Genomic DNA, 20,905 nt, shown 5'->3' on the forward strand with positions numbered 1-20,905 from the left:
GGGCGGATCACGTTGCTCAGAAACTGCGGGCGGTGGAGCAGTCGGGGCACAGGCCCCGCAGGTGACCTCGGCCTCGTCGATCGAGAAGCCGTGGTCGTCGGACGCGGTCGGCCAGGGGCTCACCGACCACGCAGCCGACGTCAGCGAGGACATGACGCGCCCCTCGAACCGGGCCGGGCTGCGGGCCGGTTGGGCGGCGTACGAGTCCCGCCACGGTGAGCGCCCGGAGGGCCTCACACGGGATACGGATCCCGCGGTCGCGTACCCCGGAGGCGATCGCCCCGACGCCGAGGTGATCACCGTCCCTGGCGGTCCCGGGCAGCGCGGCGCCGGCGGCCGTCATCCGCAGGCCGGCACCGCGCGGCTCCTCGGCGGTGGTCCCGTCACGTCTCTGTCTCCTGCCGTACTGGAGTCTTCCTGCCCCTTGGCTATTGCCGGAACCGATCCTACGATGGACTGTGTCCAAGTCAATAAGCGCGCCAAACCCATATCCAATAGGATCCCGGATGTCCACCGGTAAACTTCGGGTATCCCACCAAGCCTGAATAGGTGAACCGATATGAGTGACCTGCTGGAGCGACTGCGAGGACGTGGCTGGCGGATGACCTCCCAGCGGCGTGTCGTTGCGGAGGTCCTCGACGGCGACCACGTGCATCTCACGGCAGACGAGGTGCACGCCCGCGCGGCACAGCGGCTGCCCGAGATCTCCCGGGCGACCGTCTACAACGCCCTGGGCGAGCTGGTCTCCCTCGGCGAGGTCATAGAGGTCTCCACCGACGGCCGTGCCAAGCGCTACGACCCCAACGCACACCACCCGCACCAGCACCTGGTGTGCTCCCGCTGCGGCACCATCCGCGATGTCCACCCGACCGGCGATCCGCTGGCCGACCTCCCGGCGGACGAACGGTTCGGCTTCACGGTGTCCGAGGTCGAGGTCACCTACCGCGGGGTGTGCGCCTCCTGCGCCTGAAGCGGGTCGCAGAAGGCCGCGATCCGGTCGGTTCGCTTGTGCGCGTGGGGTGTTGAGGGCCGGTGCCGCAGCGGGCGGGGCTACGCCGTGCGCCGGAGCAGTGCCAGATACATCGCGTCCGTGCCGTGCAGATGCGGCCAGAGCTGTACGTCGGGTCCGTCGCCCAGCGCCGGGACCCCCGGCATCAGCGGGCGGGCGTCCACCCACTCCGCCTCGGCGGGCGCACCGCCCCGGCCCTTGAGGACGTCCTCGACGACCACGCGTGTCTCGGCGAGATGCGGCGAGCACGTCGCGTACCCGACGACACCGCCCACACGTACCGCCCGCAGCGCCTCACGGAGCAGCGCACGCTGCAGCGGGCCGAAGGCGTCGAGATCCTCGGGTCGGCGGCGCCAGCGGGCCTCGGGGCGGCGCCGAAGGGCACCCAGGCCCGAGCAGGGGACGTCGACGAGGACGCGGTCGAAGGAACCGGGCTGCCACGGCGGGCGTGTGCCGTCCGCGGCGATGACCTGGTACGGCCCCGGGTTGCCCTCGAGTGCGCGCTGCACCAGCCGGGCGCGGTGCGTCTGCTTCTCCGAAGCCAGCAGTGAGGCGCCTCGCCCGGCGGCGAGCGCCCCCAGCAGGGCCGCCTTGCCGCCGGGGCCCGCGCAACCGTCGAGCCAGCGCTGGTCGGGCCCGTCGAGGGGTGCGTTGGCCAGGGCGATCGCGACGAGCTGGCTGCCCTCGTCCTGCACGCCGGCGCGCCCCTCGCGCACCGGGTCGAGGGCGCCCGGCTCACCGCCTTCCGCGAGCCGGACCGCGTACGGCGACCAGCGCCCCGGCAATCCGGAGTCGTCGCCCAGCAGATCGAGCAGCTCGTCCGTCGTGGCCCGCCCAGGCCGGGCGACCAGCGTCACCTCGGGCCGCTCGTTGTCGGCCTCCAGCAGGTCCTCGATGCCCGCGCGACCGCCGCCCAGTGCGTCCCACAGCGCCGAGACGATCCACCGCGGATGCGAGTGCACCACGGCCAGATGGTCCTCGGCGTCCTCCTCGTACGGCGGGGCCACGCGTTCCAGCCACCCGTCGAGATCGTGCTGCGAGATCTTCCGCAGCACGGCGTTGACGAACTTCGCCCGCCCGTCACCGAGCACCACCCGCGCGAGCTCGACGCTCGCGGAGACCGCCGCGTGCGTCGGGATGCGCGTCCCCAGCAGCTGATGGGCACCGAGCGCCAGCACATCGAGCACCGGGGGGTCCACCTCGCGCAGCGGACGATCGACACACGCGGCGATGATCGCGTCGTACGTCCCCTGGAGGCGCAGCGTCCCGTACACGAGCTCGGTCGCGAGCGCCGCGTCCCTGTTGTCGAAGTCCCCCTGCTCACGGGCCTTCCGAAGCAGCGGAGGCAGTACGAGGTTCGCATACGCGTCCCGCTCGTCGACGGCCCGCAGCGCGTCGAAGGCGAGGATCCGCACCGGGTCCTGCTTCGGGCGGCGGTACGGCTTGTGGGGACGGCGACGGCTCTGCTCGCTCAAAAGGTGCTCCGCGTTTCGAAAGGGTCGAACCCTTTCAGCCTAATCCCCTCCCGTGGCGGAGCCGATCCGGACATGAGACCCGAAGGGCCGGCGGCGCTCGCACGACATCGAGACGGGCACGGCCCACTCCCCACTCCGACCAGTGGCACCGCACCTTGGCGGGCCGCTGCGGGAACGCCGAGCCCGACGACAACGGGAGAACTAGCCCCTGGACGTGTCCGCATCAGCGGCGCCCAGCCGCTCGCCGGGCGCGATGCGCACCCCGCGCGCCCAGTCCGCCGCGCGCATCGGCTTCTTGCCCTGGGGCTGCACCCAGTGCAGCTCAACGGCGTGGGAACCGGTGCCGACGTACACGTTGTTCTTCCCGGCCACGAGCTCTCCGGGTGCGAGATCCGCACGGTCCGGGAGCAGCTGGATGTTGACCAGCTTCAGACGCTCGCCTCGGAAGACGGTCCAGGCGCCGGGCGCGGGCGTGCAGCCCCGTACCACCCGGTCGACGCGCAGCGCGGGCACCCGCCAGTCCACATGGGCGTCCTCGACGCTGATCTTCGGAGCCAGCGTGATGCCGTCGGCCGGCTGTGGAACGGCCTTGAGGGTGCCGTCCTCGATCCCGTCCATCGTCGCGGCGAGCAGCCCGGCACCCGCGAAGGCGAGCCGGGTGAGCAGGTCACCGCTCGTGTCCGTGGAGCGCACGGCCTCGGTGATCACTCCGTAGACGGGCCCGGAGTCGAGCCCCTCCTCGATCTGGAACGTGGAGGCGCCGGTCATCTCGTCCCCGGCCAGGATCGCGTGCTGGACCGGCGCTGCCCCACGCCAGGCGGGCAGCAGCGAGAAGTGCAGATTGACCCACCCGTTCGCGGGGACGTCGAGCGCGACCTTCGGCAGCAGCGCGCCGTACGCGACGACCGGACAGCAGTCGGGCGCGATCTCCCGCAGCCTCGCGAGGAAGTCCTCGTCGCGCGGCTTGACGGGCTTGAGGACCTCGATCCCCGCCTCCTCGGCCCGCTGCGCGACGGGGCTGGCGACAAGCCGTCGGCCACGGCCCGCGGGGGCGTCCGGGCGGGTGACGACGGCCGCGACCTCGTGACGGCCGGAGGCGATCAGGGCGTCCAGGGCGGGGACGGCGACCTCAGGGGTGCCTGCGAAGACAAGTTTCACGGGTATTACCTCGCTCTGTGTGCCGAATGGACGCGCGACACACCAGTCTATTTGGCCGCACCGACAGGGGGCGCACGGAAGCTCGGACGCCCCGCGCATATGCCCTCACTCTCCCGCACCGTGACCACAACGCCGGGTGGAGCGTTGGTCAAGAAAGATTGACCGAAACGGGCCGCCCGGTGCGGCCCCGACCTTTTCAACGCCGGTTCGAGAGGCTTGTTCATGGCCGACCACGCAACCCACGACGCCCAAGCCCGGGCAAGCCTGCACCTGTTGGTGAGGGACATCGAGCGGGTCCGCCGGCAGGTGGACGCACTGCGCACGCTCACGGCCCAGTTGGGCAACGTCTACCGTCCGCGTCGCTCCGGCCCGTCCACGGGCTTCGTCGTCTACGGGAGGGCCCCGGCCCCGACCGTCCGCCTTGCACAGGAACTGCGGGACAGCGTCGAGACTTTGGTGACCGCAGCGGTGGACTTCGACCGTTCTCTGGGCTTCTCGTGGGACGCGGTGGGCTCGGCGCTGGGCGTCACGAAGCAGGCCGTGCACCGCCGTTACGGTTCGCGTCGGTCGACGCCGCAGCCCGCGGCCACGGACGATGTCGCGGCGCCGGCGGTGGCAGCACCCGCGGTCGCAGCACCCGCGGTCCCCGCCGCGCGCTCGATGCCGCCACAGCCGACGGCCGCCACGCAATCGCTGCGCGAGGAGGTCCGCCCAAGCGCCTTTCCCGGCCCCCGCAACGGCTGACGTCGCGCTGCGAGGCGCTGCGGGTCGCTTGGCGGTGCCGGTTGTGGTTGTCGGGGTTGGCCTGTGCCGTGACCGCGGCCGGTGTGTCCGTCCTCAAGCGCCGGACGGGCTCAGGTGGTCGGGGTTGGCCGGTGCCGTGACGGTTGGCCGGGGTGTCCGTCCTCAAACTCCCCCAGACTTCGTCCGGGGGGACCCCCAACGGGCTTGGGCGGCTGCTGTTGGTGGGTGGTGGGGCGGGGCCCCTCCGGGCTCGACTCCTCGGGGACGGCGGCGTACCGCCCACCTCAGGGGCAGCCAGTAGTTCCGCCGTCCCCTGCGGGGCCGACCCTGCACGGCCCCGCCCCTGGCGCGTTGCCGACTGCTCCCCGTTGGGTGGGCAACAGACACGCGACCACGGCGACCGGCCCCCACCCCCGGCCCCGAAGGGGGCCGTGGAGGGGTCGTGTCCGGGACACTAAAGCGTGATTTGTGGCGCGGCGCAGGCGCTGTCCTTTGAGGTGCCGGTCAGCGCGCCGTAAATCATGCCGTCCCGGATGCGAGCCCCGGAACGGACACCAACGCCACGCGACCCGGTACCGGCCGACCCCGACCACCTGAGCCCGTTGGGGTCCCCCCGGACGAAGTCTGGGGGAGATTGAGGACGGACACCCCGGCCAACCGTCACGGTCCCGGCCAACCCCGACAACCACACCGGCACCGCGCAGCGGACCCGCACCGCCCACCACGACAACCACACCCGCACCGCCCGCGCAGCGGACCCGCCGGAGGCAACGTCAGCCGATGTCCGGCGGATCCACCCGCACGCGTACCGGATCCCCGCCCCCCCGCGCCAGCCTCGCCGCCTGGGCCGACTTCAACGCGGACGCCAGCGCCGCCCCGCTGCCCGGAGGCACCCGCAGCAGCATCCGTTCCCATTGCTCCCCCGGCGGAGGATCACCGGGCCTCCGCGGCCGTCCCGGCACCACCGGCGGCAACGGCACCGGCCCCAGCAGCTCCGCATCGCGCGGAAGCTCCGCCGCCGCCAGGAACGCCGCCACCGCTTCGCCCCGCCCCGTCACAGAGGCCATCCGGGACACCGGCGGAAAGCCCAGCTCGGCGCGCTCGGCCAGCTCGCGCTGGGCATGGCCCACGGGATCCCAGCGCACCAGTGCCTGCACCGGCCGGAGTGTGGGCTCGGCGACGACCACGACCGTGCCGCCCTCCTCCTGGCCGCGTACCAGTGAGGCCGCGTCGATCCATCGTCGCAGCGCCTCCTCCCCCGATCTCAGGTCGGGCCGGCCGAGCATCGCCCAGCCGTCGAGCAGCAGCGCGGCCGCGTATCCGCCCTCGGCGACCGGCTCCGCGCCCGGGGTGCTGACGACGAGCGCGGGCCGCCCGGACACGGTGTCCAGGACGTGGTCCCGCCCTGACGTGCGCACCGGCACCGCCGGGAACGCCCGCCCCAGCTCCTCCGCGGTGCGCCGGGCGCCCACCACCTGGGCACGCAGCCGGGCACTGCCGCACTCCGCGCAGTGCCACCCGACGGCGTCCCGCCCGCACCACCCGCACCTCAGGTCCCGCTCCTGTGGCGCCTCCAGCGGCCCGGAGCAGTGCCCGCAACGTGCGGGCGTACGGCACCGCTCACAGGCCAGGCGCGGTACATAGCCCCTCCGGGGCACCTGGACCAGGACCGGGCCGGTACGCAGTCCGTCCCGGACGGTCTGCCAGGCCAGCGAAGGCAGCCGCGCGGCCCGTGCAGCCTCGTCCCGGGCGAGTTCCCCGTCGCCGACCGTGCGTACCAGCGGCGCGACCCTCCGCACCTCGGCCCGGTCCGCGGTGAGCGGGAGCGCCCACCCGGTCTCCACGAGCTGGGCAGCCTCGACCGTGCAGCTCGTCGCGCCCAGGAGGAAGGCGCACCTGTCATGCGCGGCACGCAGCAGAAGCACCTCCCTGGCATGCGGCAGCGGCGCGTGCGGCTCGCTGTGGCTGGCGTCGCCGTCGTCCCATATCGCGACGAGCCCGAGGTTCTGCACGGGAGCGAACATCGCGGCGCGCGTACCGACCACGGCCCGTACCGAGCCCCTGCGCACCGCGAGCCACTGCCGGTACCGCTTCTCGGGTCCCGCCTCGGCCGTCAGCACCGCATGGCGCCCCTCGCCGAGAAGCGCCGTCAGCGCCGCGTCGACCCGCGACACGGCCCGTCCGTCCGGTACGACGACAAGCGCGCCCCGTCCGGACGCCAGGGTCGCCGCGACGGCCCTCGCAAGCTCGTCCGCCCAGTGCGGCCCGGGCAACGCGGTCCACACAGCCCTCGGCGCGCCCCCGGCCGCCAGTGCCTCCAGGAATCCGGGCCCCAGCCCGTACCGGCCCCACGTCCCCGCATCGGGCACCTCCGGCGGCGGCAGCGGCTCCGGCGACGGCTTCGCCTCGGCCCGAGCGCTCCGCGGCGGCACCGCCAACTGCAGCACGTCGGCCAGGCTGCCCGCGTACCGGTCGGCCACGGCCCTGGCCAGGGCGAGCAGCCCTGGGCTGAGCACCGGCTCGGGCGAGACGACACCGGCAAGCGCCGCCAGAGGGCCCGAGTAGTCCGACTCGGCCCGGCGCTCGACGATGAAACCGTCGATCAGCCGCCCGCCCTCGCGCCGGCCGTCCCTCACCTGGTGCGCCCCGGCCCCGAAGCGGACCCGCACCCGCACCCCCGGCTGAGCGGTCTCGTCCAGCTCCTCGGGCACGGCGTAGTCGAAGAACTGGTCGAGGTGGAGCACGCCCTTGTTCACGACGACCCGCGCGACCGGCAGCTCTCCGGCCAGCGCGGCCCCGCGCCACGTCCGGGGCTTGGCCCGTGGCACCTGCGCCTTCCGGACGGTCTCCCGAATCAGAGCAAGCTGCTCCGGAGGGCCCTCACCAGGCCGCCCGGAACTCTCGTCGTCGCTGCTCACACCCCATTTCCTACCAGACGGCGCCGACATCGGAGGCCGCCCGCCCCCTGTCCGCCCCTGGACGCACGGCTGTCCGCCCCCGGACGCACGACGGCCCCGGACCCGACATGGGTCCGGGGCCGAACAGTGCGTACCGGCCTGGAGGCTCCGACTACAGCCCCGCCGCCGCGCGCAGCGCGTCCACGCGGTCGGTGCGCTCCCAGGTGAAGTCGGGGAGCTCACGGCCGAAGTGGCCGTACGCCGCGGTCTGCGCGTAGATCGGGCGGAGCAGGTCGAGGTCGCGGATGATCGCCGCCGGGCGGAGGTCGAACACCTCGCCGATGGCGTGCTCGATCTTCTCGGTCTCGACTGCGGCGGTGCCGAAGGTCTCCACGAACAGGCCCACCGGCTCTGCCTTGCCGATCGCGTACGCGACCTGGACCTCGCAGCGCGACGCGAGGCCCGCGGCCACGACGTTCTTGGCGACCCAGCGCATCGCGTACGCCGCCGAACGGTCGACCTTGGACGGGTCCTTGCCGGAGAACGCGCCACCGCCGTGGCGGGCCATGCCGCCGTACGTGTCGATGATGATCTTGCGGCCGGTCAGGCCGGCGTCGCCCATCGGACCACCGATCTCGAAGCGGCCGGTCGGGTTGACCAGCAGCCGGTAACCGTCGGTGTCCAGCTTGATGCCGTCCTCGACGAGCTGCTTGAGCACATGCTCGACCACGAACTCGCGGATGTCGGGCGCGAGCAGCGAGTCCAGATCGATGTCGGACGCGTGCTGCGAGGACACCACGACCGTGTCCAGGCGGACCGCCTTGTCGCCGTCGTACTCGATGGTGACCTGGGTCTTCCCGTCCGGGCGCAGGTACGGGATGGTGCCGTTCTTGCGAACCTCGGACAGACGGCGCGAGAGCCGGTGCGCCAGGTAGATCGGCAGCGGCATCAGCTCGGGCGTCTCGTCGCAGGCGTACCCGAACATCAGGCCCTGGTCGCCCGCGCCCTGCCTGTCCAGCTCGTCCGTGTCCCTGCCCGCGGCGGCACCCTCGACCCGCGACTCGTACGCCGTGTCCACACCCTGGGCGATGTCCGGCGACTGGGCGCCGATCGACACCGACACACCACAGGAGGCGCCGTCGAAGCCCTTCTTCGAGGAGTCGTAACCGATCTCGAGGATCTTGTTGCGCACCAGCGTGGGGATGTCGGCGTAGGCCTTGGTCGTCACCTCACCGGCCACGTGCACCAGGCCGGTGGTGATGAGCGTCTCGACGGCGACCCGGGAGGTGGGGTCCTCCTGGAGCAGTGCGTCGAGGATGGTGTCGCTGATCTGGTCAGCGATCTTGTCGGGGTGGCCCTCGGTCACGGACTCCGAGGTGAACAAGCGACGGGACACAACGCTCCCTGGGGTTGCAGCGGCTGCTGGCTGATCATTGGTGGACCGGCCGGGGGGCTGCGCCCCGCGTCGTTCCACAGGACAGTTTATCGGGCGGCCTCGGCGAGTGGACCACGTGTCTCGCTGAGTGGGAGTACTACGGCCGCAGAATCCGGGCGGAACAGAGGTGCCGACGGGCATCCACGTACCGCCGGAACGCCGCTTTTCGCCGCTTCCGGCGGTGCCGCTGAGGTGAATGAGAGATTCGTCCCGGATTCACCCGGACGACTCCACTCGCCGTCGGGTGCGGCGTGTGTCACACACCGGCGCGTCACGGCCCCGGCGTGTCACCACGTCCCTCCACGCGTCACGACGGGCACGGTCGGGCCCTCGGCAGCGCCTCAAGGCCCCCCGTGTGACCGCGGCACTGCCCCGACCGACCCGCGCCCGGTTATGCCAGTCGCGGGACGACGAGGTCCCACAGGGTGTCCGCCAGCGCTTCCTTCGGCCCGTACGGTACGGGCGTCTCGCCGCCGTCCGCCCCCAGGACCACGGCTTCGTTCTCCTCCGAGCCGAAGGTCTTGCGCTCCCCGACCTCGTTGACGACGAGCAGGTCGCAGCCCTTGCGCCGGAGCTTGTCCCGGCCATTGGCCAGGACGTCGTCGGTCTCGGCGGCGAAGCCGACGACCACCTGGCCCGGACGGGCGCGGTCGGTGGAGATCTCGGCGAGGATGTCCGGGTTGCGCACGAGGGTGACCGGCGCCGGCTCCTGACCGTCCCTCTTCTTGATCTTGCCTTCGGCGTAGACCGCCGGACGGAAGTCCGCGACGGCGGCTGCCATCACCACGGCATCGGCATCGGCGGCCGCCTTGAGCACGGCCTCCCGCAGCTGTACGGCCGTGCCGACATGGACGACGTCCACACCTGCCGGGTCGGCGAAGCCCGTGTTGGCCTCGATCAACGTCACCCGGGCGCCACGGGCCGCCGCGGTCCGCGCGAGGGCGTAGCCCTGTTTGCCGGAGGAGCGGTTGCCCAGGTAACGGACAGGGTCGAGCGGCTCACGGGTGCCGCCCGCGCTGACGACCACATGGCGGCCGGCGAGGTCGGGTACGGCAACGCCGCGTGCCAGCACCCTGCGGCAGACCTCGAAGATCTCTCCGGGGTCCGGCAACCGCCCTTTGCCGGTGTCGACACCGGTGAGCCGGCCGACGGCGGGCTCGATGACGACGGCGCCGCGACGGCGGAGGGTCGCCACATTCTCCTGGGTGGCCGGGTGCTCCCACATCTCCGTGTGCATCGCGGGAGCGAAGACCACGGGACATCGGGCGGTGAGCAGGGTGTTGGTCAGCAGGTCGTCGGCGAGGCCGTGCGCGGCCTTGGCGAGCATGTCCGCGGTGGCCGGGGCGACGACGACGAGGTCGGCATCCTGCCCGATCCGTACGTGCGGAACCTCGTGGACGTCCGACCAGACCTCGGTGGAGACGGGGTGCCCGGAGAGCGCCGACCAGGTCGCGGCGCCGACGAAGTGCAGGGCCGAGGCGGTCGGGACCACCCGGACGTCATGCCCGGACTCGGTCAGCCGGCGCAGCAGCTCGCACGCCTTGTAGGCGGCGATACCGCCGCTGACTCCCAGAACGACCTTCGGCTTGTCCACTGCGTTCCCGCTCCCCAGTGATGGCGATACGTGTCGCCTCCCATGACACACCACAGGCCCGGCGGGTGCTCCGCCGGGCCTGAAGTGAAGAGAAAATGCGCCTACTGAGCGGGGCCCTCGATGGCCTCGGAGGTCAGCAGGCCCGCGTTGATCTCACGCAGGGCGATCGAGAGCGGCTTCTCGTGGACGTGGGTGTCCACCAGCGGACCGACGTACTCGAGCAGGCCCTCACCGAGCTGCGAGTAGTACGCGTTGATCTGACGCGCACGCTTGGCCGCGTAGATCACGAGGCTGTACTTCGAGTCAGTGGCCTCGAGGAGCTCGTCGATCGGCGGGTTGATGATGCCCTCGGGCGCGGTGATGGAAGAGGACACGCTCTAGCCTTCCGAAGAAACTTCTGGGAAATCAAACAAAAGATCACTCAACTGCCATCAAGGCTAGCAGCTCACGCGCCACGTCCTCGACGGAGGTGTTGACCAGGGTGGTGTCGAACTCCGCCTCCGCGGCGAGTTCGATCTTCGCGGCTTCGAGGCGGCGCTCGATGACGTCGGGGGCCTCGGTCCCGCGGCCGGTGAGCCGGCGGACCAGCTCGTCCCAGCTGGGCGGGGCCAGGAAGACCAGCTGGGAGTCCGGCAACGACTCCTTGACCTGCCGGGCACCCTGGAGATCGATCTCCAGCAGCACCGGCTCGCCGGCCTCGAGGCGCTCCAGCACCGCGGCACGCGGGGTGCCGTAGCGGTTGCCCGCGAATTCTGCCCATTCCAGGAGCTCACCGTTGGCGACCAGCTTGTCGAATTCATCGTCGGTGACGAAGAAATACTGGACACCGTCACGCTCGCCGGGGCGCGGCTTTCTGGTGGTGGCCGACACCGAGAGCCAGACCTCGGGGTGGACCTTGCGCATATGGGCGACGACCGTGCTCTTGCCCACCCCGGAGGGGCCGGAGAGCACGGTCAGCCGCGGACGTACCTCTGCTGCCATGCAGCGATTATCCAGGTTCTCGGGAGTGCCCGGGAACGTCAGGCGGCGCCGCCGCCGAACTCGCGCTCGAGAGAGGCGATCTGGTTGGAGCCGAGACCCCGCACACGACGGCTCTCGGAGATGCCGAGCCGCTCCATGATCTGCTTGGCGCGGACCTTGCCCACGCCGGGGAGGGACTCGAGCAGGGCGGAGACCTTCATCTTGCCGATGACGTCGTTCTCCTGGCCCTGCTTGATGACCTCGTGGAGGGAGGCGCCGGAGTGCTTGAGTCGATTCTTGACCTCGGCCCGCTCCCGGCGAGCCGCGGCGGCCTTTTCGAGCGCGGCTGCGCGCTGTTCAGGGGTAAGGGGCGGAAGAGCCACGCCTACGTCACCTCGGATGTCGAACTGTCGGATACGGACCGGTGAGGAACCTAATGGCCCCACACCAGGCGAGCAACGAGCAACGCACTGCTCGTTGGCTCTCGACGGAGACTAGCGGCCGAGACCGCTCCAGTCAGCGAGAACAGCGGAAAAGTCCTGGTCAGCATCGGCCGACCAGGATATTCCAGACATACCGACCGGGTTTCTGTCAAGAAATCGCCCATGAGAACCGCAGGTCGCGTCCCTGAGAGGGGGCCGATCGGCCCGAGGGCGCGTCCGCAAGCAGCGTCACCCGCCCGAAGGTCGGGGCTTTTCGGCGGCGGTTCTGGGAACACGCCCCGGCCCTCGACGGGGGACCCGCAGCCGTACCCGGATGGTGGGCCTTCCCGGCCGAAGGACGGCTGAGGACGCCCGTACCGAGCCTGCATGGACGAGCCCGACAAGGCACTGTCGGAGCAGCACCCCCCGGCTACGCCCGGGGACCACACCCGTGCCCGAAGGGTCACGGGTGCGGGTCGCAAGACGGTGGGGGGCCGTCCGGGCCGGAGGCCCGGGTGGTTCGCCGCCGTACCGCACGCTCTCCGACGACCCAGGCAGCGCAGCGTGGGAGTACGCCCCCGGCTTCGACCGGGCCCCACCCGCCCGGCGGTCCACGAGTGCGGGTCGTAAGGCAGCGGGGGCACCGCCCGGCAGGAGGCCGGGGAGGTTCGCCCCCGTACCGGACGCACGGCGAGGAGCCGACGACTCAGCGTGGAAGCACTCCCCCGGCTACGCCCGGGGGCCCCGCCCGGCCGCCGGAGGTCAGCTGCGGGCGCACCTGTGCGTGCCCGGCGGTACCCGGGCGAGCCGCTGGAGCAGTCCGCCGAGCCACGCGGGCCCGGCGGACACACCCTGGGTCGGACAACGCCTACGCGCCCGCGACGGCGGCACGTACCTCATCGGCGAAGCGGGTCGCGGACTCCCGCAGTGCCGAGACGTCCGGGCCGTGGCGCAGGACACCGCGGCTGACGCTCGGGACGACATTCACGGCGGCCGCGCCGAAGACGCCCGGCAGGTCCGCCGGCGTGGCGCCCTGGGCACCGATACCGGGGGCGAGCAGCGGTCCGTTGATGTCGAGGTCGACGCCCGCGTCGCCGAGCGTGGCTCCGACCACCGCGCCGACCGAGCCCAGCGGCGTCGCGCCGGCGTTCTCGTCGGCCATGTGGTTCAGCATGAGCTGGGCGAGGGAGACCCCTCCGGCCGCGGTCGCCCGCTGGACCTCGGCGCCCTCGGGGTTGGAGGTCAGGGCCAGGACGAACACCCCCGCCCCGCTCTCACGGGCCAGGTCCAGGGCGGGCCGCAGCGAGCCGAAGCCGAGGTACGGCGAGACCGTCACCGCGTCCGAGAAGAGCGGGGAGTCCTTGCGCAGGTACGTCTCGGCGTAGGCGGCCATGGTCGAGCCGATGTCGCCGCGCTTGGCGTCCATCAGCACCAGGGCGCCGGCGGCCCTCGCCTCCTCGACCGCCTTCTCCAGGACGGCGATCCCGCGCGAGCCGAAGCGCTCGAAGAACGCCGACTGGGGCTTGAGGACGGCGACGCGGTCGGCGAGCGCCTCGACGACCGTGCGTGTGAACCGCTCCAGGCCCGTGACGTCGTCGTTCAGGCCCCATGCGGTGAGCAGGGAGGCGTGCGGATCGATGCCGACGCAGAGCGGCCCGCGGGTGTCCATGGCGTGGCGCAGACGGGCGCCGAAGGGCTCCAGAGGGCTCATGCGGTGGCTGCCTTTCGGGTTTCGGCGCCGACGGCCTCGGCGAGGGTGGCGTACGGGCTGACGGCGAGACGCGCGGCCAGACCCTTGTGGATCGCGCGGGCGTAGAACGGGCCCTCGTAGATGAACGCGCTGTAGCCCTGGACGAGCGTGGCACCGGCCAGGATCCGCTGCCAGGCGTCCTCGGCGTTCTCGATGCCGCCGACGCCGACGAGCGTGATGCGGTCGCCGACACGGGCGTACAGGCGGCGCAGCACCTCCAGCGAGCGCTCCTTGACGGGGGCGCCGGACAGTCCGCCGGTCTCCTGGACCAGGTTGGAATCGGATTCCAGGCCGAGGCCGTCCCGGGCGATCGTGGTGTTGGTGGCGATGATGCCGTCCAGGCCCAGCTCGACGGCGAGGTCGGCGACGGCGTCGACGTCCTCGTCGGCCAGATCGGGGGCGATCTTGACCAGGAGCGGGACGCGGCGGCCGGGGACGCTGCGGTCGGCGGCCTCGCGCACGGCGGTGAGGAGCGGGCGCAGGGACTCGGTCGCCTGGAGGTTGCGCAGCCCGGGGGTGTTGGGCGAGCTGACGTTGACGACGAGATAGTCGGCGTGGGCGGCCAGGCGCTCGGTGGAGGTGACGTAGTCGGCGACGGCCTCCGCCTCGGGGACCAGCTTGGTCTTGCCGATGTTGACGCCGACGGTGGTCCTGAAGACCGCCTTGCGCGCGGCCAGGCGCTCGGCGACGGCCGCGGAGCCCTCGTTGTTGAACCCCATGCGGTTGATCAGCGCACGGTCCGGCACGAGCCTGAAGAGCCGCTTCTTCGGGTTGCCCGGCTGCGGCTGTGCGGTGACCGTTCCGATCTCCACGTGGTCGAAGCCGAGCATGCTCATGCCGTCGATGGCGACGGCGTTCTTGTCGAAGCCGGCCGCGAGGCCGAAGGGGCCGTGCATGCGCAGGCCGAGCGCCTCTGTGCGCAGCTCCTCATGGCGGGGGGCCAGGGCGGCGGCGACGAACGTACGCAGCACGGGGATCCGGGCCGCGAGACGGATCCAGCGGAAGGCCAGGTGGTGGGCCGCTTCGGGATCCATCCGCTTGAAGACCAGGTTGAAGAAGAATTTGTACATCGTGTGTGTCCTCGTATGCCTCATGAAGAGGGGGACACCGGATCCGGTGTCCCCCTCCTGGGCTGCTAGTCCTCGCGGGCCGCGATCAGGTGTTCGGCGTGTTCCTGGAGCGAACGGACGCCCACGTCACCGTGGTTGAGTGCGTCGATGCCCTGGACGGCGGCGGCGAGCGCCTGAACCGTGGTCAGGCACGGTACGGAGCGGGCCACCGCCGCCGTGCGGATGTCGTAGCCGTCGAGTCGGCCGCCGGTGCCGTACGGGGTGTTGACGATGAGGTCGACCTGGCCGTCGTGGATGAGCTGGACGATGGTCCGCTCGCCGTCGGGGCCCTCGCCCTCGGACTGCTTGCGCACGATGGTGGCGTTGATGCCGTTGCGCTTGAGCACCTCGGCCGTGCCGGACGTGGCGAGCAGTTCGAATCCGTGCGCGACCAGTTCACGCGCCGGGAAGATCATCGAGCGCTTGTCGCGGTTGGCGACGGAGATGAACGCCCGGCCCTTGGTGGGCAGCGGACCGTAGGCGCCCGCCTGGGACTTGGCGTACGCCGTGCCGAAGACCGAGTCGATGCCCATGACCTCGCCGGTGGAGCGCATCTCCGGGCCGAGGACGGTGTCGACGCCGCGCCCGTGGATGTCGCGGAAGCGGCTCCACGGCATGACGGCCTCCTTGACGGAGATCGGCGCGTCCATGGGGAGCGTGCCGCCGTCGCCGCTCTTCGGCAGCAGGCCCTCTTCGCGCAGCTCGGCGATGGTCGCGCCGAGCGAGATCCGGGCCGCGGCCTTCGCCAGCGGCACCGCGGTCGCCTTGGAGGTGAAGGGGACGGTACGGGAGGCGCGCGGGTTGGCCTCCAGGACGTACAGGATGTCGCCGGCCATCGCGAACTGGATGTTGATCAGACCGCGAACGCCGACGCCCTTGGCGATGGCCTCCGTCGAGGCCCGCAGGCGCTTGATGTCGAAGCCGCCGAGGGTGATCGGGGGCAGGGCGCAGGCGGAGTCGCCGGAGTGGATACCGGCCTCCTCGATGTGCTCCATGACGCCGCCGAGGTAGAGCTCGGTGCCGTCGTAGAGCGCGTCGACGTCGATCTCGATCGCGTCGTCGAGGAAGCGGTCGACCAGGACGGGGCGGTCCGGGCCGATCTCGGTCGACTCGGCGATGTACGACTCGAGGCGCGTCTCGTCGTACACGATCTCCATGCCCCGGCCGCCCAGTACGTAGGACGGCCGTACGAGGACGGGGTAGCCGATCTCGTCGGCGATGGCCTTGGCCTCGGCGAAGGTGGTCGCGGTGCCGTGCTTGGGGGCGGGCAGTCCGGCCTCTGCGAGGACGCGGCCGAAGGCGCCGCGGTCCTCGGCGGCGTGGATGGCCTCGGGCGGCGTGCCCACGACCTGGACGCCGTTGTCCTTGAGCGCCTGGGACAGGCCGAGCGGCGTCTGGCCGCCGAGCTGGACGACGACACCGGCGATCGGGCCGGCCAGCGACTCGGCGTGGACGATCTCCAGCACGTCCTCGAGCGTGAGCGGCTCGAAGTAGAGCCGGTCGGAGGTGTCGTAGTCGGTGGAGACGGTCTCCGGGTTGCAGTTGACCATCACGGTCTCGTAGCCCGCGTCGCTGAGCGCGAAGGAGGCGTGGACGCAGGAGTAGTCGAACTCGATGCCCTGGCCGATGCGGTTCGGGCCCGAGCCAAGGATGATCACGGCGGGCTTCTCGCGCGGGGCGACCTCGGTCTCCTCGTCGTAGGAGGAGTAGAAGTACGGCGTCTTCGCGGCGAATTCTGCGGCGCAGGTGTCGACCGTCTTGTAGACGGGCCGGACACCGAGTGCGTGCCTCACCTCACGGACGACGTCCTCGCGCAGGCCTCGGACATCGGCGATCTGGGCGTCGGAGAAGCCGTGGCGCTTGGCCTCGGCGAGCAGCCCGGGGTCGAGCTTGTCGGCGGCGGCCAGCTCGTCCGCGATCTCCTTGATGAGGAAGAGCTGGTCCACGAACCAGGGGTCGATCTTCGTGGCCTCGAAGACCTCTTCCTGGGTCGCTCCGGCGCGGATGGCCTGCATGACGGTGTTGATGCGTCCGTCGGTCGGGCGGACCGCGAGCTCGAGCAGTTCGGCCTTGTCGCCGACGGGGGCCGTGAAGTCGAACTGCGATCCCTTCTTCTCCAGGGAGCGCAGTGCCTTCTGCAGCGCCTCGGTGAAGTTTCGGCCGATGGCCATCGCCTCACCGACCGACTTCATGGTGGTGGTGAGCGTGGCGTCGGCGGAAGGGAACTTCTCGAAGGCGAAGCGGGGCGCCTTCACGACCACATAGTCGAGCGTCGGCTCGAAGGACGCCGGCGTCTTCTCGGTGATGTCGTTGGGGATCTCGTCCAGTGTGTAACCGACAGCAAGCCGGGCTGCGATCTTCGCGATCGGGAATCCGGTCGCCTTCGACGCGAGCGCGGAGGAGCGGGAGACACGCGGGTTCATCTCGATGACGATGACCCGGCCGTCCTCGGGGTCGACCGCGAACTGGATGTTGCAGCCGCCGGTGTCGACGCCGACCTCGCGGATGACGGCGATGCCGATGTCGCGAAGGATCTGGTACTCGCGGTCGGTCAGCGTCATCGCGGGGGCCACGGTGATCGAGTCACCGGTGTGCACGCCCATCGGGTCGAAGTTCTCGATGGAGCAGACGACCACGACGTTGTCGTTCTTGTCGCGCATCAGCTCCAGCTCGTACTCCTTCCAGCCGAGGATGGACTCCTCAAGGAGCACCTCGGTGGTGGGAGACAGGGTCAGGCCCTGGCCGGCGATGCGACGCAGCTCCTCCTCGTCGTGGGCGAAGCCGGAGCCGGCGCCGCCCATGGTGAAGGAGGGGCGGACGACGACGGGGTAGCCGCCGAGCGTCTCGACACCGTTGAGGACGTCGTCCATGGAGTGACAGATGACCGAGCGCGCGGACTCGCCGTGACCGATCTTGCGGTTGACGGCCTCGACGACCGCCTTGAAGAGCTCGCGGTCCTCGCCCTTGTTGATGGCCTCGACGTTGGCGCCGATGAGCTCGACGCCGTACTTCTCCAGCGTCCCCGCCTCGTGGAGGGAGATCGCGGTGTTGAGCGCGGTCTGGCCGCCGAGGGTCGGCAGGAGCGCGTCGGGGCGTTCCTTGGCGATGATCTTCTCGACGAACTCGGGGGTGATCGGCTCGACGTACGTGGCGTCGGCGATCTCCGGGTCGGTCATGATCGTCGCGGGGTTCGAGTTGACCAGGATGACGCGCAGGCCCTCGGACTTGAGGACCCGGCAGGCCTGGGTGCCGGAGTAGTCGAACTCGGCGGCCTGGCCGATGACGATCGGGCCGGAGCCGATGACCAGGACGGACTGGATATCGGTGCGCTTAGGCACGCTGGCCCTCCATCAGGGAAACGAAGCGGTCGAACAGGTACGCGGCGTCGTGCGGGCCCGCGGCCGCTTCGGGGTGGTACTGGACGCTGAAGGCCGGCCGGTCGAGCAGCTGGAGGCCCTCCACCACGTTGTCGTTGAGACAGACGTGGGAGACCTCGGCGCGGCCGTAAGGGGTCTCTGAGACCTTGTCGAGCGGGGCGTCGACGGCGAAGCCGTGGTTGTGCGCGGTCACCTCGACCTTGCCGGTCGTACGGTCCTGCACCGGCTGGTTGATGCCGCGGTGGCCGTACTTGAGCTTGTACGTGCCGAAACCGAGCGCCCGGCCCAGGATCTGGTTGCCGAAGCAGATGCCGAACAGCGGGGTCCCCCGCTCCAGGACGGCCTGCATGAGCGCGACGGGGCCGTCGGCGGTGGCCGGGTCTCCCGGGCCGTTGGAGAAGAACACACCGTCAGGGCTGACGGCGAAGATGTCGTCGGCGGTCGCGGTGGCGGGGAGCACGTGCACCTCGATGCCGCGCTCGGCCATGCGGTGCGGAGTCATGCCCTTGATGCCGAGGTCGACGGCGGTGACGGTGAACCGCTTCTCACCGATCGCGGGGACGACGTAGGCCTCCTTCGTGGCGACCTGCGCCGAGAGGTCGGCGCCCTTCATCTCGGGCGACTGGCGGACCTCGGCGAGCATCGTGCCCTCGTCGGGCAGTGCGTTGCCGGAGAAGATGCCGACGCGCATGGCGCCGCGCTCGCGGAGGTGGCGGGTCAGGGCGCGGGTGTCGATGCCGCTGATACCGACGACACCCTGGTGGGCGAGCTCCTCGTCCAGGGAGCGCTTGGCACGCCAGTTGGAGGGGACGCGTGCGGGGTCGCGGACGACATATCCGGAGACCCAGATGCGGGAGGACTCCGGGTCCTCGTCGTTGACGCCGGTGTTGCCGACGTGCGGAGCGGTCATGACGACGACCTGACGGTGGTACGACGGGTCCGTGAGCGTCTCCTGGTAGCCGGTCATGCCGGTGGAGAACACGGCCTCGCCGAAGGTCACCCCCACGGCCCCGTAGGCGCGGCCGCGGAAGGTACGGCCGTCCTCCAGGACGAGTACGGCGGGAAGCCCCTTCGTGGCGGGGGTCCCCGGATTGGAGGTCGTCATCGTGCGGCGCCTTCCGTCGTGGTCGTGGTGTTCATCGAATTGACTGCGTTGAGGGTCTCGACCCAGGCGGCGTGCCCGGCCGCGTGGTCGGAGCGGAAGCCGGAGTCGATCTGCCGGTCGCCGTGCTCCCAGGTGATGATCAGCAGTCCGCCCTCGGTGAGGACCTTTCCGGCGATGCCCTTGTCGAGGCGGGCCCCGCGCAGCGCCGCTGCCGGGATGAAGAAGTCGGCGGCGGCGGGGCGTACGACGTCGATGCCGGCGTCGGTCAGTGTCAGCTCCACGCGGCTGCGGTTGCCGAGGCCGCGGGCGACGATCCGGTCGAGCCACTGACCGGCGGTCGTCGAGCCGTGGTAGCGGCCGCTCAGTGTCAGCTTCGGGGGGCCCTGCTCTTCCGGCGCGACGGGCAGCTCGGGCAGACCCGACTGGAGCTCGCCCCGCCACTTCCAGCCCTGGCGCATCAGCCAGTAGACGAGCGCGATGAAGAGCAGCAGTCCGGCCACCCAGCCGAGGCGGCCGGCCCAGTCGGTCACCTCGGCCGACTGCTTCCCGGCGGCTTCGGCAGCAAGATCGATCAGTGCAGGTGTCACGCCAGCGTCCCGTCCATGAGCGTCGCCCGGCCCCGCAGGAAGGTGTGGGTGACGCGTCCCGGCAGCTCGCGGCCCTCGTAGGGGGTGTTGCGGCTGCGGGAGGCGAAGCCCGCGGGGTCCACGGTTCCACGGTATGCCGGATCGACCAGGGTGAGGTTGGCGGGCTCACCAGCCGAGACGGGACGGCCGTGGCCGTCGGCCTGCCCGATCCGCGCGGGGGCGAAGGACATCCGGTCGGCGACGCCCTCCCAGGTCAGCAGCCCTGTCTCGACCATCGTCCGCTGGACCACCGACAGGGCGGTCTCCAGGCCGACCATGCCCATGGCGGCCGCGGCCCACTCGCAGTCCTTGTCCTCGTGGGGGTGCGGGGCGTGGTCGGTGGCGACGATGTCGATCGTGCCGTCGGCGAGCGCCTCGCGCAGCGCCATGACGTCGCGCTCGGTGCGCAGCGGCGGGTTGACCTTGTAGACCGGGTCGTACGTCCGGACCAGTTCGTCGGTCAGGAGCAGGTGGTGCGGGGTGACCTCGGCGGTGACGTCGATGCCGCGGGACTTGGCCCAGCGGACGATCTCGACGGAGCCGGCGGTCGAGAGGTGGCAGATGTGGACGCGGGAGCCGACGTGCTCGGCCAGCAGCACGTCGCGGGCGATGATCGACTCCTCGGCGACGGCGGGCCAGCCGCCGAGGCCCAGCTCGGCCGAGACCACGCCCTCGTTCATCTGGGCGCCCTCGGTGAGGCGCGGCTCCTGTGCGTGCTGGGCGACGACACCGCCGAAGGCCTTCACGTACTCCAGGGCGCGGCGCATGATCACTGCGTCGTCGACGCACTTGCCGTCGTCGGAGAAGACGGTGACCCCTGCAGCGGAGTCGTGCATGGCGCCGAGCTCTGCGAGCTTCTTGCCCTCCAGGCCGACGGTGACGGCGCCGATGGGCTGGACGTCGCAGTAGCCGTGCTCCCTGCCGAGCCGCCAGACCTGCTCGACGACGCCCGCGGTGTCGGCGACCGGGAAGGTGTTGGCCATGGCGAACACGGACGTGTAGCCGCCGCTCGCGGCGGCGCGCGTACCGGTCAGCACCGTCTCGGAGTCCTCGCGGCCCGGCTCGCGCAGGTGCGTGTGCAGATCGACGAGGCCGGGCAGCAGGATCTTGCCCTCGGCGTCGACGACGGTGGCGTCACCGGCCTCGATGTCCCCGCCGACCTCCGCGATGGTCCCGCCGTCGATCAGGACGTCCTGTGCCTCGCCGCCCAGCACCTTCGCGCCACGGATAAGGATCTTGCTCAT

At 71.3% G+C, this 20,905-nt stretch carries 16 protein-coding genes and 1 pseudogene; 2 read left to right on the forward strand and 15 right to left on the reverse strand.

Annotated features, from left to right (window positions below; translation table 11 throughout):
• Positions 1-16: 16 nt before the first annotated feature.
• Positions 17-343, reverse strand: a pseudogene (locus ACFU5O_RS19290) (transcriptional repressor).
• Between the two features lie 216 nt (positions 344-559).
• Here ACFU5O_RS19290 and ACFU5O_RS19295 point away from each other — a divergent pair.
• On the forward strand, positions 560-970 hold the full coding sequence (locus ACFU5O_RS19295; protein ID WP_384241911.1) for a Fur family transcriptional regulator: 411 nt from the start codon (positions 560-562) through the stop codon (positions 968-970).
• Positions 971-1,050: 80 nt separating this feature from the next.
• Here the strand turns inward: ACFU5O_RS19295 and ACFU5O_RS19300 are convergent, their stop codons facing one another.
• Entirely contained in the window at positions 1,051-2,484 is a 1,434-nt protein-coding gene (locus ACFU5O_RS19300; protein ID WP_384241914.1) for an RsmB/NOP family class I SAM-dependent RNA methyltransferase, read from the reverse strand.
• 201 nt (positions 2,485-2,685) lie between these two features.
• The gene (gene fmt, locus ACFU5O_RS19305; RefSeq protein WP_384241916.1) at positions 2,686-3,642 is read right to left on the reverse strand and encodes a methionyl-tRNA formyltransferase; all 957 of its coding nucleotides are present in this window, start codon (positions 3,640-3,642) and stop codon (positions 2,686-2,688) included.
• 222 nt (positions 3,643-3,864) lie between these two features.
• On the opposite strand from fmt, the gene ACFU5O_RS19310 reads away from it, so the two are divergent.
• On the forward strand, positions 3,865-4,386 hold the full coding sequence (locus ACFU5O_RS19310) for a hypothetical protein (RefSeq protein WP_384241918.1): 522 nt from the start codon (positions 3,865-3,867) through the stop codon (positions 4,384-4,386).
• Between the two features lie 773 nt (positions 4,387-5,159).
• On the opposite strand, the gene ACFU5O_RS19315 is transcribed toward ACFU5O_RS19310, so the two are convergent.
• The 12 genes from ACFU5O_RS19315 to ACFU5O_RS19370 all read right to left on the reverse strand — a co-directional run bounded on the left by ACFU5O_RS19315 (position 5,160) and on the right by ACFU5O_RS19370 (position 20,905).
• Positions 5,160-7,304, reverse strand: coding sequence for a primosomal protein N' (locus ACFU5O_RS19315; RefSeq protein WP_384241920.1), 2,145 nt, complete (start codon positions 7,302-7,304; stop codon positions 5,160-5,162).
• 151 nt (positions 7,305-7,455) lie between these two features.
• On the reverse strand, positions 7,456-8,679 hold the full coding sequence (gene metK / locus ACFU5O_RS19320) for a methionine adenosyltransferase (protein ID WP_384241923.1): 1,224 nt from the start codon (positions 8,677-8,679) through the stop codon (positions 7,456-7,458).
• Between the two features lie 430 nt (positions 8,680-9,109).
• On the reverse strand, positions 9,110-10,312 hold the full coding sequence (gene coaBC, locus ACFU5O_RS19325; protein WP_384241924.1) for a bifunctional phosphopantothenoylcysteine decarboxylase/phosphopantothenate--cysteine ligase CoaBC: 1,203 nt from the start codon (positions 10,310-10,312) through the stop codon (positions 9,110-9,112).
• Positions 10,313-10,413: 101 nt separating this feature from the next.
• Positions 10,414-10,686 (reverse strand): DNA-directed RNA polymerase subunit omega, encoded by a 273-nt coding sequence (gene rpoZ / locus ACFU5O_RS19330; protein ID WP_005319902.1) that lies wholly within the window; start codon positions 10,684-10,686, stop codon positions 10,414-10,416.
• Between the two features lie 43 nt (positions 10,687-10,729).
• A complete protein-coding gene (gene gmk / locus ACFU5O_RS19335; protein WP_384241926.1) occupies positions 10,730-11,293 on the reverse strand; it encodes a guanylate kinase in 564 nt (187 codons plus the stop codon).
• 38 nt (positions 11,294-11,331) lie between these two features.
• The gene (locus ACFU5O_RS19340) at positions 11,332-11,655 is read right to left on the reverse strand and encodes an integration host factor (protein ID WP_005319887.1); all 324 of its coding nucleotides are present in this window, start codon (positions 11,653-11,655) and stop codon (positions 11,332-11,334) included.
• 907 nt (positions 11,656-12,562) lie between these two features.
• The gene (gene pyrF, locus ACFU5O_RS19345; protein ID WP_384241929.1) at positions 12,563-13,405 is read right to left on the reverse strand and encodes an orotidine-5'-phosphate decarboxylase; all 843 of its coding nucleotides are present in this window, start codon (positions 13,403-13,405) and stop codon (positions 12,563-12,565) included.
• Complete coding sequence (locus ACFU5O_RS19350) at positions 13,402-14,514, reverse strand: quinone-dependent dihydroorotate dehydrogenase (RefSeq protein WP_384241930.1); 1,113 nt, start codon at positions 14,512-14,514, stop codon at positions 13,402-13,404. The genes pyrF and ACFU5O_RS19350 overlap by 4 nt, the downstream gene beginning before the upstream one ends.
• A gap of 65 nt (positions 14,515-14,579) precedes the next feature.
• On the reverse strand, positions 14,580-17,891 hold the full coding sequence (gene carB, locus ACFU5O_RS19355) for a carbamoyl-phosphate synthase large subunit (protein ID WP_384241932.1): 3,312 nt from the start codon (positions 17,889-17,891) through the stop codon (positions 14,580-14,582).
• The gene (gene carA, locus ACFU5O_RS19360; RefSeq protein ID WP_384241935.1) at positions 17,884-19,035 is read right to left on the reverse strand and encodes a glutamine-hydrolyzing carbamoyl-phosphate synthase small subunit; all 1,152 of its coding nucleotides are present in this window, start codon (positions 19,033-19,035) and stop codon (positions 17,884-17,886) included. Before carA ends, carB begins: the two co-directional genes overlap by 8 nt.
• Positions 19,032-19,622, reverse strand: a complete 591-nt coding sequence (locus tag ACFU5O_RS19365; RefSeq protein WP_384241936.1) for a hypothetical protein — start codon at positions 19,620-19,622, stop codon at positions 19,032-19,034. The genes carA and ACFU5O_RS19365 overlap by 4 nt, the downstream gene beginning before the upstream one ends.
• Positions 19,619-20,905, reverse strand: a complete 1,287-nt coding sequence (locus ACFU5O_RS19370; protein WP_384241938.1) for a dihydroorotase — start codon at positions 20,903-20,905, stop codon at positions 19,619-19,621. Before ACFU5O_RS19370 ends, ACFU5O_RS19365 begins: the two co-directional genes overlap by 4 nt.

Origin of the sequence: Streptomyces sp. NPDC057445 (assembly GCF_042802855.1) — a bacterium.
GTDB lineage: Bacteria > Actinomycetota > Actinomycetes > Streptomycetales > Streptomycetaceae > Streptomyces.

Bases quoted from the DNA above. Each gene is read 5' to 3' on its own strand.
- ACFU5O_RS19295 (WP_384241911.1), top strand. From the start codon at position 560: ATGAGTGACCTGCTGGAGCGACTGCGAGGACGTGGCTGGCGGATGACC.
- ACFU5O_RS19310 (WP_384241918.1), top strand. From the start codon at position 3,865: ATGGCCGACCACGCAACCCACGACGCCCAAGCCCGGGCAAGCCTGCAC.
- gmk (WP_384241926.1), bottom strand. From the start codon at position 11,293: ATGGCAGCAGAGGTACGTCCGCGGCTGACCGTGCTCTCCGGCCCCTCC.
- pyrF (WP_384241929.1), bottom strand. From the start codon at position 13,405: ATGAGCCCTCTGGAGCCCTTCGGCGCCCGTCTGCGCCACGCCATGGAC.
- ACFU5O_RS19350 (WP_384241930.1), bottom strand. From the start codon at position 14,514: ATGTACAAATTCTTCTTCAACCTGGTCTTCAAGCGGATGGATCCCGAA.
- carA (WP_384241935.1), bottom strand. From the start codon at position 19,035: ATGACGACCTCCAATCCGGGGACCCCCGCCACGAAGGGGCTTCCCGCC.
- ACFU5O_RS19370 (WP_384241938.1), bottom strand. From the start codon at position 20,905: ATGAGCAAGATCCTTATCCGTGGCGCGAAGGTGCTGGGCGGCGAGGCA.